Below are 12,714 nucleotides of genomic sequence, written 5' to 3' on the forward strand. Positions count from 1 at the left end.
GAAGGATCACACGGTGACCGCACCCATATCAAACGGGCCGACCACCACACGGTTACACCACTATGCGGGACACTACTCCAATCGGGCGGTGCTCATTGTCTGTGCGTTGTCGGCCAGGCCCCGCCTCCGCCCACCGGCACCGCGGCCTGGCCCCGCAGGCCCCGCGGCGGCCTCCAATCGGGCGGTGCTCACTGTCTGTGCGTTGTCGGCCAGGCCCCGCCGCCGCCCACCGGCACCGCGGCCTGGCCCACCACCATCCCGCAGCACTCGCGTCCAGCCCTCACACCCCTCATTTCTGTACCGACACCCAATTTCGCATGCAATTCCCCCGCGACTATTTCAAACCTTGAATTCAGATCGTTGGAATTGCAACGTTTCCAGACTTTGTTGAAAATTCGCCCAATCGAATTGCATGCGACTTTTGATTAATGCTGGCCCTGCCTTAGTCCGTCGGTACCACGGCCAGGCTTTCCGGACCTTGTCCGCTCTGCCTATCGACCAAACCGGCTGCGTATGTGGATAGGTTATTGCGATATGGATAGGTTATGAGCATGCGGATAGCTTATTAACCTATCCGCGTGTCTATAACCTATCCGCATCGTCACAACCTATCCGCGTGTGGAAGGCCCATGTGAGCAGGTGCTCGCTAGCGGGGTCCCTGTGCTTTGTGGGACTTGGATCTGGCCTCGTATAGCGTTATGGGCGTTGCGATGATCTTAAATCAGTTGGCCGTGGGGGTTTTGCACTACACGAACCCTGCTGGCGGCGCGTCGCCGGCGTGTCGGAGCCTCGTGTAGTGCAATTCCCCCCGATTGGTGGCCAGATCAGCAGGTCCGACAGGCCGAAAAGACGCTCGTGTAGTGCAATTCCCCCGCTAGGTGGCGTCGGGGCCTCGGTCTGGAGCGTTGTTGCGGCCAAAGTGCGGACCCATTGGGTGACAAGCACCCAAAAACGACGGTTTTGGCTGAATGGGTCTGCACTTTGGCGGATTCATTGTCTGGCGTTGCTTGTTGCCCTGACAGATTTCCGGCCGCCACGTGGCCTGTTTTGTTGGGCCTGGCCGCTGTGTGTGCCGGTCGGCGGCGGCCCGCCCGTGAGATCGCCTCACGCGAGCCTGGCGGCTCGGAGTGGTCGATCTCGAAGCCCGGCCTGGCCCTCCGGACCCTCCGGCGCCCTCCACACCGGCGGCGCCTGCGATGCTGTGTGTGGTGGCGCGTCGTCTCGATGCCCCGCAGGCCCCGCGGCGGCCTCCTATCGGTCGGGGCGTGTCGTTTGTGTGTTGCCGGGCCTGGTCCTATGCGGGATTCGCGGCGCGTGCGCCGAGCATGAGGAGGCGCGCGATTGTTGCCGACAGAATGAGCGTGCCGACGCATACGTACATAAAGGGGCCGGGTGCCTCTCCGATGAGGAGTCCCTCAAGCAACCAGGTCAGCAGGAAGAGACCGAAGAAGCTCCACATGCATCGTGCTGCGCATGTCATCAGCTGCTGTAGCGACAGAGTGCGGATGCGAAGTGCGACAAACCCGAAGAAGAAAGCGAGCGGGAGGGGTATGAGCACACCGATGACTGTAAAGACAGCGCGATAGGCGAGTTGCGGATACGTGTCATAAACGTCGGCGACCAACAGGTAGGCCAGTCCTGACACACCGAGAAGAACGAGGCTACTCAGAGCGGCCCCAACCCTCACGAGGAGGGAGCTTTTCGCTACGCGTTCCATACTTAAGTATAAGTAGGTGGCTAGGTCGTGTGGAGGGTTTTGACGGCTATTTTGCTCTAGGTTCTCGCTAGGTTCGGCTGGATTCTAGTCGTGCTTGTAACGCCGGGAAGCCAGGTCGCGACACATGATGGTTTCCCACCAATGTCGCACGTAATTCCCCCGCAACTACTTAAACATATGAAGTAGCGTCATTGGAATTGCAACGTTTTCTAGCTATCTCAAAAAGTAACCGGATTAAATTACGTGCGACTTTTGTTGGGGAGGCGGGACGTCGTTGTAATAGTGGTGAGGCGCCGATGATGGAGCGGGGCGCCGATAGCGGGGTGGGGTGCCGATAGCGGGGCGAGGCGTCGACGGTGGGGCGCCGACGGCTGGACGTCGACAACCAGGAAGGCATAGCAGCGGGGCGGGACCCCGTAGGATCCCGCCCCGTATCACGAGCTGCCGACCTCACACGCTGTCGCACCTCGCGCATGGGCGCACCTCGGACACCGTCGCGTCACGCGGGCGCATCACGCGTGGTGACGCGCCGTGAGAATGAGCCTCGCTCACTCCTGCGCAGGCTTCGGGGAGGCTGCGTCGCGCACGCCCTCCTCGACCGCGTCGGAGATCGTGGGGGACACGAGCTTGGCGCCCACGAGAGCCGAGAACAGCTGCTGCAGGTCCAGGCCCAGCGAATCGCCCAGGCCCGCGTTGATCTGGCTGATCGACTTCGTAATGTCGCCGACCATCTGGGCGTTGTTGCCCTCGCCGTACATCGTGATCGTGTCGACCTTGGACAGTGGCTCGGCCACGGCGCGGGCGACCTCGGGCAGCGCACGGAAGTACATTTCCAGCACGGCCGCCTGGTTCATCTTGGTCATGGCCTCGGCCTTCTTTTCGAGGCCCTCGGCCTCAGCCGTCAGCTTCGCGCCGATCGCGGAAGCCTCGGCGCGGCCTCGCGCCTCGATACCCTGCGCCTCGGCGAGCATGGCCTGCTTGTCGGCCTCGGCCTTCTTCGTGCGCTCGAAGGCCTCGGCCTCGGCCTGGCGCTGACGCGCGTACAGGGCCGCGTCGGCCTTCTTCTCCGCGGCGTAGCGGTCGGCGTCGGCCTTCGCGTTCACCTCGGCCTGCAGGGCCTGCTTGGTGACGACGACTTCCTTCTCCTTGATGACGGCCTGCTGCTCCTGCTTGACGATGTCGGCCTGCGCGGTCTCGCGCTCGATGTCGCGGCGCTGAATCTGCGACTGGATCTCGTAGGCGGCGTCCGCCTTCGCCTTCTCGGTGTCAGCCTCGACCTTCAGGGCGGCCTGGCGCTTGGCGAGGTCCGTCTGCTTCTGGGCGATCTCCAGCTGGGAGGCGACCTGCGCGTCGTTGGCTTCCTTCTGGGCGACGGCGGTCGCCTGCGCGACCTCCTTCTGGGCGTTCGCCTTCGCGATGGCCGCGGTCTTGCGGATCTGCTCGGTGTTGTCGATACCGAGGTTGTCGATGACGCCGTTCTGGTCGGTGACGTTCTGGATGTTGAACGCGACGATCTCGAGGCCCATCTCCTCCAGGTCCTGCTTCGCGTTCTCCTGGACGCGCTCGGAGAAGGCGGCGCGGTCGGTGATGATGTCGGTCAGTCGCATCTGGCCGATGATGGCGCGCAGGTGGCCCTCGAGGGTGTCGCGCACCTCCTCGGAGATTTCGGCGGTCGTCTTGTAGAGGAAGTTACGAGTCGCCGCGCGGAACAGCGTCTGGTCTTCGGTCGCGATACGGACCTTGACGGCCGCGTCGACGCGCACGTTGATGTAGTCGTTCGTGGGGACGAAGTCCGTGGTCTGAGCGTCGACGGAAATCATCGAGGCGGTCATCGTGTCCACGCGCTCCAGCAGGGGGACTTTCCAGCCCGTCTTGCCGTGGAGGACGCGCTGGCCTCGGGGGCCGGAGATCACCTTAATTTCGCCCGGCGACGCGGAGACGAAGCTCGCCCACAGGAACAGGAGGAAAAAGACAGTGGCGGCGACGGCGATCGCTGCGATGCTGAGGAGAGGCATGATAGCTGCTTTCAGGTGAGGGATGCGGCCCGCTTGTCCGTAGAGCCGCGTAACGGGTCAGGATAGCAGCGTATGACGAAGGACTCAAACCTGTCGATGGGTGACGCCTCGTGCCTCCCTCGTCTCGGCCGTTCAGAGCGCAATGCCTCTTGAAACCGGCTGTTTGCGCGCCGTATGATGAGGCAACTGCGCAGTGAAACGCAGCGAGGACCACCCAATGACGGGGAACGATCGCAGAAAGTCGGAGACGCCATGAAAAAAGTGTTCATGACCGTCGTCGCCGTCCTGTACGTGGTCGTCATGACGGGTTTCTTCTACATGCTTCTCAATGACGGCCACCATGTTCTCCCCGAAAAGCCCGTTCTTTACCTCTACCCGCAGGACGAGCAGCGTCTGACGGTGATGCTTGATCTGGACGGTAGCCTCGATACCGTCTACCCGACCCCGGACTCGGAGCGCGCAACCGAGCGGGGGACCCAGGCCTCGTGGAATGTGACGGCCTCGCCCGATGGGACGCTGACGGATCAGGCGGGGCGCACCTATCCCTCGCTGTTCTGGGATGGTGCGATGGACCTCCCGGCACCCGACACGGGGTTCATTGTTGCGCGTGAGGATGCGGTGCCCTTCCTGGAGGATAAGCTCGCCCAGCTCGGGCTTCATGACCGGGAGGCCGCCGACTTCATCACCTATTGGGCGCCGCGGATCCGCGCCTACGACTACACGTTCGTCTCCTTCGATGCGAGCGTCTACACCCAGCGCGTCTCCTACAGCTTCACGGACGAGGCCGGGGCGAGCGTCACGCCGGACACGTTCATCAGGGTGTTCATGACGATTCGCGAGGCCGATGCGAACACCGTTGTTCAACCGCAGGCTTTCGCGCCGCCCCCGGCGCGCACCGGCTTCACGGTGGTCGAGTGGGGCGGGGCGCAGCAACACAAAATCTCGTAACTGACCGCGCGGGCGAGCGAAATAGCGACCCACGCGACACAATGGAACCATAGAGTGGTGAGACGACGTCACCACGGACAGGAAGGTAGTGACATGGCCCAGGACTGGACTCGCATTGAAGGCATGATTATCGGCCACGATCTGGACCCCAGCGTGGTTGCCGGAGAGCTGAAGGAACGTTCGATCCTCGCGCAGCTCGAGTGGTTCCCCTCCTCACCGCAGCTGCTGGGTCTCAACGTTGCTGTCGATAAGGAGCGCGTTGCTACCGTGCCCGCCGACTCGACCGAGGTTGTCCCCGGCCCGACGCCCGCTGAACTGGCTGACGAGCTCGCCATCCTCTTTGATGCCGAGGTGCGCATCGGCAATGCGAGCGCCGACCACCTGCCCGAGGGCGATTCGCCGCTCGGCAAGGTGTGGCCCTCCGAGGAGGAGAGCGGCGCGGCCGTGGAGCCGACTCCCACCCGTATCGTCGAGATCGGCCGCACCCCCGCGTCGTCCGTGCCGCTCCTGGCCGCCCTGGAGGGCGTGGACCTGGGCGACCTCGAGCTTGCTGAGGGACACCGCGCCCTCCTCGCCGAGCTGCCCGCCGAGAAGGAGGGCTGGAACTTCGGCGACCTGCCGCTCGTGACTCTCTCCGTGACGGATGGTGAATTCCAGGTCTTCCTGGTCACTGACGATCACCTTGAGCACATCGTGTCCCACAACTGGGGCATGGACGCCGCGATCGTGCCCGGTGGACACGACCGCACCGCCGAGCTGCCCGGTGAGGTCATTGACCTGGTCGGCGACCGCCTTGATCTGGCGGAGATCGCCGAGGCCGTCCCCGGCTCCGACGCCGAAGCGCTATGGGCTTCCGTGGCCACGACCGGCGAGGAATCCGTGTGGAAGGTCGTGCGCGCCCTTGGCCTGCCGGGCTCCGTCGCGGGCTTCCTGCTGGGCACCACCGACATTGAGGACGTCGAGGGCGTGTCCGTCCACCTGGCACGCGGTATCTCCAACGCGATCGGCCGCAGCGTCGACATCATGATGGGGCAGCCGCAGTCGGTCGTGAAGCCCCTGTGGAACTCCTACGAGTCCGTGGCCGTCGAGCGCCCGTGGATCATCCACGCCGCCGTCGCCGCCGAGGCCATCGTCGGCACCGGCATGCTGGTTGCCGCCGTGCGTGCCTCCGCCCCGCGTTCCGGGTGGATGCGCTTCGCCGGTATCGTCGGCGGCCTCATGGTGGTCGATTCGATCGCGGAGCTGTCCCTGGCTAAGCATGTCTCCAAGCGCTTCGCGCGCCGCGCGGGCGAGGAGTAAGAGGAGTAAAGAGCCGCCAGAAACAGACGTGAAAGGGGGCCGGGGACGCGTGAGCGTTCCCGGCCCCCTTCGTCTCGTGAGAGTGCCAGCGCGGACGCAGGCCGCGTGCGCATCCGTCCGCACTCCGGGTCGTTGGTAGCGCGGCCAAAAACCGCGCCGACTCCCCTCAGGCCTTCAGTGCCTCGGCGGGGAAGTCCTGCGGGCGATCGGTGAAGATGCCGGTGACGCCCCAGGAGGCCAGCTCGCGGGCCTGCTCGACGTCGTTCACCGTCCACACGTTGACGTCGAAGCCGGCGTCGCGCATCGCGCGCACGTCGGAGGCCGTCAGGCCCTCGACACCCGGGTGAATGGCGGTCGCGCCGAGGGCGGCTGCACCCTCGCGCCACTCGTCGGAAGCGCGCTCAATGAGCCAGCCGAGCGCCACGGTCGGGCAGGCCTCGTGGAAGGCGGCGAGCAGGTCGTGGTCGAACGACGAAACGATGAGGCGGGACGGCACCTTCTGGTCGGCGAGCGTGACACCCAGGGCCTCGATGAGGCGCTCACGCAGGCGATCCCCGCCCGCGCAGGGCTTGATCTCCAGGTTCGCGCCCATCTGCTGCGCGTAGGCGAAGGCCAGGACGTCCGCGGCCTCGGGGATGCGCTCGAAACGGTAGGTGTCCGAGAACCAGCGGCCGGCGTCGAGGCGGCGGATGTCGGAGAACCCGAGCTGGTAGTACGAGCCGGACCCCGTCGTCGTGCGGTCGAGGGTGTCGTCGTGGATGACGATGAGGGAGCCGTCACCCGTGATGTCCACGTCGAACTCGAACCAGCGGGCGCCGACCTCCATGGCCTTGGAGAACGCGGCGATCGTGTTTTCCGGCGCGAGCGAGGACGCGCCCCTGTGAGCGATGATGCGGGGGAATTCGGACATGGATCCTCCTAGCGTGAGCGAGGCGAAAAGTAGTACCCCTTCACCATAGGTCGGGGTTCGACTCCGCGCTGAATATGGACGAGCGCCCCGGACCGGGCTCGATGAGGACGGCTTCGTCGCGCTTGGAGGGCAGGATCGTCTCGATGTACGAGGCCAGAGCCTCGTCACGCGTGACATCGTGGCCCGCCTGCTGGGCCATGTACCAGCGGTGCTCCAGGTACTCGTGGTACAGCTGGGCGGGCTCCAGCTTGCCGGCCAGTTCGCGCGGAATGGCGCGCACGACGGGGGTGAACACGTCGGTGATCCACTCGTGGGCGGCCTCCTCGAGAGGGATGCCCTCAAGGCCGTTGGTGGCACGCCACGTGTCGAGGTCGGCCAGGAGTCGCGCCGCCTGGTGCTCGCCGACGTCCATGCCGGTCAGACGCATGAACTTGCGGTTGTGGTGGCCGGCATCGACCACCTTGGGTTGAATGACGAGGCGCTCGCCGGAGGCATCGGTGGACATGTGTAGCTCGGCGACATCGAAGCCGAGGTCGTTGAGTCGGCGGATGCGCTCGTTGACGAGGTATTGGCGCTGGTCGTTGGGGATCGACTCCTCGGCGGTCACCTCGTTCCACAGCAGGTCGTACTGGGTGCGGATACGGTCGCCGACGTCGATGGGGTCGGAGTCCTCGGGGAAGAATCCGCCCGCCTGGAGGTCCATGAGCTCGCCGATGATGTTCGTGCGGGCCAGGTCGACATCGTACTCGCGCTGGCCGGGGGTCAGCTCCGGGTGTAGCTCGCCGGTTTCGGCGTCGACCAGGTAGGCGGCAAACTCGCCCGCGTCGCGGCGGAACAGCGTGTTCGACAGGGAGACGTCGCCCCAGTAGAAGCCCAGGAGGTGCAGACGCACGAGCAGCAGAGCGAGCGCATCGATGAGGCGCGTCGCCGTGTCTTCGCGCATCGACAGGGAGAAGAGCGCGCGGTAGGGGAGCGAGAACTGCAGGTGCTCGGTGATGAGGACCGCGTTGAGTTCCTCGCCCTCGGGGCTCTTGCGTCCGGTGATGACGGCGACCGGCTGAACGGACGGGGCGTCCAGGCGTGAGAGGTCTCGCAGTTGATCGTACTCGTGGTGCGCCACCGTCGGCCCGATCTCCTTGACCGCGAGCACGCGGCCAGACAGGTTCACGAAGCGCACAATGTGGCGGGAAATGCCGCGAGGTAGCGCCGCGAGTAGGCTGGACGGCCACTCCTCGAGGGGAACATCCCACGGGAGGTCCAAAAGGGCGGGGTCGACTGCGGCCGCCGTAATGTCCAGAGCCATGGTCCCCATTGTCGCATCTCGAACGCCGTGCGTATAGCCCCGACTCGGTATTGCACCTAGTCGCGGCCAAGAACACATGCGGGCACAGTGAAACCCCGGCCTCGTCCAGGAGGTACGAGAGGACGAGGCCGGGGCCGATTATCGCTGTGCGCGAGCGCTAGGCGTCACTCGGGCAGGCGAGCGCCCGTCGCAGCGGAGAAGTTGTGCTGCTGGCCCTCGCGGATGCGCACGTGCAGGACGCCGCCGCGCGCGGGAGCGGTGCGCGGGGGGACGCGCACGATCAGCTGCTTGCCGGTGCCCTCGGCGCCCGAGCCCAGGGCCTCGCCCTCGGCGGCGCCGGCCAGGTGGCCGTACACGTAGGCGTCCGAGCCGAGCTCCTCGACGAAGTCAACCTCGACGGGGATGGTGCCCTCGGTGTCGCCGGAGACGACTTCCAGGCCCTCGGGACGGAAGCCGATCTTGATCTTTCCGCCGTCCTCAGCGGTCATCGCGGCGCGGGCGGCCTCGGAGACGGCCACGCGTGCGGGGCCGAGCTTGGCCCACTCGCCGTCGACCGTGAAGGTGCCCAGGTTCATGGCGGGGGAGCCGATGAAGCCTGCGACGAACTCGTTGGCGGGACGCTCGTACATCTCCTGCGGGGTGCCGCACTGCTGGAGGAGGCCGCCGGCGAGGACCGCGATGCGATCACCCATCGTCAGAGCCTCGGTCTGGTCGTGGGTGACGTACACGGTGGTGACGCCGAGCTCACGCTGCAGGGAGGCGATCTGCGTACGGGTCTGGACACGCAGCTTCGCGTCCAGGTTCGACAGGGGCTCGTCCATGAGGAACACCTGGGGCTTACGGACGATCGCGCGGCCCATGGCGACGCGCTGACGCTGGCCACCGGACAGGGCCTTGGGCTTGCGGTCCAGGTAGGGCTCCAGGTCGAGGATCTTAGCGGCCTCTTCGACGCGCTTGTTGATCTCTTCCTTGGGGGTGCCGGCGATCTTCAGGGCGAAGCCCATGTTCTCGCGCACCGACATGTGGGGGTAGAGGGCGTAGTTCTGGAAGACCATCGCGATGTCGCGGTTCTTCGGCGGAACGTCCGTGACGTCCTTGTCGCCGATGAGGATGCGACCGGAGTTGACGTCCTCCAGGCCCGCGAGCATGCGCAGCGAGGTGGACTTACCGCAGCCGGAAGGGCCGACGAGGACGAGGAACTCGCCGTCCTTGATTTCGAGGTCGAGCTGGTCGACGGCGGGCTTGTCGGAACCCGGGTAGATGCGGGTCGCCTTGTCAAAAGTGACGGTTGCCATGGAGTTTTCCTTCCCACCGGCAGGTACGTGCCGGACGATCCGTAGTGGGTGACCGTGGAGCGTCTTCGCCCACGGAGCCGCGAACACGGATCATTCCGCGCGCGCGACTAATAGGGAAGTTAGCACGCTCGCGCGCGGGTGTACAGTTCGGCTCAGATCGTGGATTCTCGGTGCGTTTTTCCTCGCTGATCGCAGGGACGAGGCCGGGGCCGCCCCGCGCGGATGGCCGCAGATGGGGGAGGGGCCAGGTAGTCTGAGGGCGTGGAAGAAGGCGAGGAACTGGGCGGCTACAGGCTGATCCGCCGACTCGGAACGGGCGGCGCGGGAACGGTCTGGCTTGCCGAAGACGGGGGTGGCACGCGTGTCGCCCTCAAAGCCATGCACCCCGCGATGGCGGCTTCGGAGGCGTCGCGTGCGCGCCTCGAACGTGAGACGCGCACCGTGAACTCCGTGCGCTCGCCCTTCGTCGCGCACATCGTTGACGCGGAGACGGAGGCGACGCAGCCCTTTGTGGTCTCGGAATACGTCGAGGGGCCCACGCTCGCGGAAATCCTCGTCTCCGGACCGGTCCCGCTGCGCGGTGTCGCAGCTCTGTCGTATCACCTGGCCTCCACGATTGCGGCGGTCCACCACGCGAACATCATTCACCGCGATATCAAGCCCTCCAACATCATCTGTTCGCCGCGCGGCCCCGTTCTCATCGATTTCGGCATTGCGATGGCGACGTCGGATCAGCACCTGACCAGCACGGGCCTCGTGTCCGGGACTGCCGGATACACTGCGCCCGAACTGCTCCAGGGACACGGCGCCACGAAAGAATCGGACTGGTGGGCCTGGTGTGCGACGTTGCTGTCCTGCGCGACCGGCCGCCCGCCGTTCGGCAAGGGGGACGTCTCCGCCACCATGCTGCGTGTCCTCGAGGGGGACCCTGACCTCGCCGGATTGCATCCCATGGTCGCCGACGCGCTCGCGGGCGGGCTCTGCCCCGATCCGGATGAACGTCCATCACCCTCCCTGATCGTCGCCGACCTCATGAGCGCCGTCGGATGGGCGCCCGGAGAGCTCGACTACGTGACCGTGAACTGGGCTCAGCTCCTCGACACTGGCATGCGCACGCAGATGGTCAGCTCCGACCCGCAGGAAATCGCCGCGCCTCCTGAGTGGGAGGATGCGGGGCAGCGCCCTGATGCCTCGGGTGCGCGCGCCGTCTCCTATCCCCAGCATCCGCGCCGCGATGCCTCGGAGTTCACCGCGGCAAATGACCACACCGACGTCGTGGACACCGCATCCGTCGCCGAGGGATACGGTGACTGGGAAGATGATGTCGATGAGGTCGCCTGGCACGATGATGCGACTGACACGTGGCAGGTCGTCGACGACGCGGATCCTACCGAGGTGATGGCTCCCTATCCGCAGCCTCACTACCAGGGGGTCCAGGGCGGCTACGGGGAATCATGGGGCGGCAACGGTGCAGGTCCCGGCGTGGCGCCCGGATACGGGCAGCAGCTCCCGCCTCAAGCGGCCTTCGCGTCCTCGCCGATGGGGGCGGGACAGCAGTGGAACCCCGGCCAGACCGCGGTCGGCGCGCAGGGCGAGTCGGCCTCGTCCCCGGCGAAGAAGAGCGCCTGGATCTCCAGCGCCGCACTCCTCGCACTCCTGGCTGCGCTGCCCTTCCTGCTCGGCATGAGCGGCACCCTCATCGTCGGCATCGCCCTGACCGCCTTCGGCCTGGTCGGCGCCATGAATCGGTGGCTCGAGAGGCGCCGCATCCTGCGCGGCCCCAAGGCCTCGGACGGTGCGGCTGTCATCGCTATGTCCCCGATCCTGCTCGTGCGCTCGGTCCTCACCATCGCCCTCGGCCTTGTCGTGGGAGGGCTCGTTCCCTACGCGATCTGGGCTTTCGTGTCCTACTCCCGCGAGGGGCGCATCCTCTGGTCCTGGCCGGCCGACATTGCCACCGCCGCGAGCCTTGATCGTGACGATTACTGGTTGGGCGATCCGCGTGGGACGATTATCGTATGGGCGCTCGCGAGCGTCACTCTCCTGGCGGCGTGGCTGATGCCGTTTGCCGCGGATCTGCGCGTCGGGATGGCGACATCGCTGCGCACGATCGTGCGTCCTGCATGGGGGCGCGCGCTCCTCGCGGTAGGCTGTGGAGGGTTCCTTGCAGGTGCGTGGCTGATCGTCACGGGTGGGCTGGCGCACTAAGCGCGGGAGGACCGCGCCCGATACTATTGCAACATTCAACTACTTTGGAGGGTGAGTTCATGGCTCAGAAGAAGAAGCCGGCCGTCGACCCCGTGCGCGCCAAAGCCGCGCAGATGCGCCAAGCACAGGAGCGCGCCGACCGCCGCACCCGCATCATCGTCATCTCCGCCGTCGCCGCGATCGTCCTCGCCATCGCCGCCGCCGTCGGCGGCGTCATCTGGAAGCAGCAGGCGCAGGTCAACGCTGCACACAACGTCGACGCGTCCCAGGTCCTCGGCCCCTACGCCGACGGACGCCCGATCATCGTCAACGCGAACGGCGTGGTCGCCGAAGCCGACCCGAACCTGCCCACCCTCACCGAATACTTCGACTACTCCTGCCACGCGTGCGCCGACCTCGACGCGTACATGGGTGCGGACCTCACCACGTGGGCGGCCGAAGGCCACTACAACATCGAGCTGCAGCCCGTCATCACCGTCAACATGGACTACCTGAAGCCCGCTGCCAGCGCCTCCCTGGTCGTCGCGCAAAAGGCACCCGACAAGTGGGTGGACTTCCACCACGCCCTGCTCGCCTACTTCCGCAGCCAGTTCCAGGCCTCCAACGGCACCGTCGTCCAGAACCTCGACGCCTCCTGGAAGCAGGTCAAGGTCATCGCAGCCGAGGTGGGCGTCCCCTCCGACGTCATCGACACCTTCCCCGTGAACGCGGTCGACGACTACCTCAAGGCCTCGACCACCGCCTGGCAGAACGCCGGATACAGCGGCCGCAACGGAAGCCTCGGCACCCCCGAACTCGTCAAGGATCACTCCACGGTGATCCCGCTCGGCACCCAGCTGCCCGCGCTGCGCCAGACCATCGCCCAGGAATACGGCATCACCGATTCCGCCACCCAGGGCACCGATTCAACCACGGCCCCCGAGGCCACCGAACCCTCCCAGAGCGGGGCCGACAACACCCAGAGCTCCGAAACGACCAACAGCTCCAACTGAGCCTGTCGGCACTGTGGGGGTGGGACC

Annotated in this window: 9 protein-coding genes; 4 read left to right on the forward strand and 5 right to left on the reverse strand. The window is 66.0% G+C overall.

Features of this window, described 5'->3' with window-relative positions; all coding sequences use genetic code 11:
* Window positions 1-1,294: 1,294 nt before the first annotated feature.
* Both QP415_RS01265 and QP415_RS01270 read right to left on the reverse strand, forming a co-directional pair.
* The gene (locus tag QP415_RS01265; protein WP_148332943.1) at window positions 1,295-1,558 is read right to left on the reverse strand and encodes a hypothetical protein; all 264 of its coding nucleotides are present in this window, start codon (window positions 1,556-1,558) and stop codon (window positions 1,295-1,297) included.
* Window positions 1,559-2,265: 707 nt separating this feature from the next.
* Window positions 2,266-3,732 (reverse strand): flotillin family protein, encoded by a 1,467-nt coding sequence (locus tag QP415_RS01270; RefSeq protein WP_285098118.1) that lies wholly within the window; start codon window positions 3,730-3,732, stop codon window positions 2,266-2,268.
* 252 nt (window positions 3,733-3,984) lie between these two features.
* Between QP415_RS01270 and QP415_RS01275 the strand changes: the two genes are divergently transcribed.
* Window positions 3,985-4,680, forward strand: coding sequence for a hypothetical protein (locus tag QP415_RS01275; protein WP_016460414.1), 696 nt, complete (start codon window positions 3,985-3,987; stop codon window positions 4,678-4,680).
* A 93-nt stretch (window positions 4,681-4,773) separates the two neighbouring features.
* Window positions 4,774-5,979, forward strand: a complete 1,206-nt coding sequence (locus QP415_RS01280) for a hypothetical protein (RefSeq protein ID WP_016460413.1) — start codon at window positions 4,774-4,776, stop codon at window positions 5,977-5,979.
* A 166-nt stretch (window positions 5,980-6,145) separates the two neighbouring features.
* Here QP415_RS01280 and QP415_RS01285 read toward each other — a convergent pair whose 3' ends face one another.
* The 3 genes from QP415_RS01285 to QP415_RS01295 form a co-directional block, all read right to left on the reverse strand.
* On the reverse strand, window positions 6,146-6,889 hold the full coding sequence (locus QP415_RS01285) for a glycerophosphoryl diester phosphodiesterase (protein WP_285098121.1): 744 nt from the start codon (window positions 6,887-6,889) through the stop codon (window positions 6,146-6,148).
* 40 nt (window positions 6,890-6,929) lie between these two features.
* The gene (locus QP415_RS01290) at window positions 6,930-8,192 is read right to left on the reverse strand and encodes a DUF4032 domain-containing protein (protein ID WP_048675048.1); all 1,263 of its coding nucleotides are present in this window, start codon (window positions 8,190-8,192) and stop codon (window positions 6,930-6,932) included.
* 164 nt (window positions 8,193-8,356) lie between these two features.
* Window positions 8,357-9,487, reverse strand: a complete 1,131-nt coding sequence (locus QP415_RS01295) for an ABC transporter ATP-binding protein (protein ID WP_016460410.1) — start codon at window positions 9,485-9,487, stop codon at window positions 8,357-8,359.
* Window positions 9,488-9,748: 261 nt separating this feature from the next.
* Between QP415_RS01295 and QP415_RS01300 the strand changes: the two genes are divergently transcribed.
* A complete protein-coding gene (locus QP415_RS01300) occupies window positions 9,749-11,695 on the forward strand; it encodes a serine/threonine-protein kinase (protein ID WP_285098124.1) in 1,947 nt (648 codons plus the stop codon).
* A 59-nt stretch (window positions 11,696-11,754) separates the two neighbouring features.
* Window positions 11,755-12,687: a DsbA family protein gene (locus QP415_RS01305; RefSeq protein ID WP_285098125.1), complete on the forward strand. Its 933-nt coding sequence runs from the start codon at window positions 11,755-11,757 to the stop codon at window positions 12,685-12,687.
* Window positions 12,688-12,714: the final 27 nt, after the last annotated feature.

This window comes from Pauljensenia sp. UMB3104, from assembly GCF_030217285.1.
In the GTDB taxonomy this organism is placed as follows: domain Bacteria; phylum Actinomycetota; class Actinomycetes; order Actinomycetales; family Actinomycetaceae; genus Pauljensenia.

Coding starts and splice junctions, on each gene's coding strand:
- QP415_RS01270 (WP_285098118.1), bottom strand. CDS start 3,732: ATGCCTCTCCTCAGCATCGCAGCGATCGCCGTCGCCGCCACTGTCTTT.
- QP415_RS01275 (WP_016460414.1), top strand. CDS start 3,985: ATGAAAAAAGTGTTCATGACCGTCGTCGCCGTCCTGTACGTGGTCGTC.
- QP415_RS01280 (WP_016460413.1), top strand. CDS start 4,774: ATGGCCCAGGACTGGACTCGCATTGAAGGCATGATTATCGGCCACGAT.
- QP415_RS01285 (WP_285098121.1), bottom strand. CDS start 6,889: ATGTCCGAATTCCCCCGCATCATCGCTCACAGGGGCGCGTCCTCGCTC.
- QP415_RS01290 (WP_048675048.1), bottom strand. CDS start 8,192: ATGGCTCTGGACATTACGGCGGCCGCAGTCGACCCCGCCCTTTTGGAC.
- QP415_RS01295 (WP_016460410.1), bottom strand. CDS start 9,487: ATGGCAACCGTCACTTTTGACAAGGCGACCCGCATCTACCCGGGTTCC.
- QP415_RS01305 (WP_285098125.1), top strand. CDS start 11,755: ATGGCTCAGAAGAAGAAGCCGGCCGTCGACCCCGTGCGCGCCAAAGCC.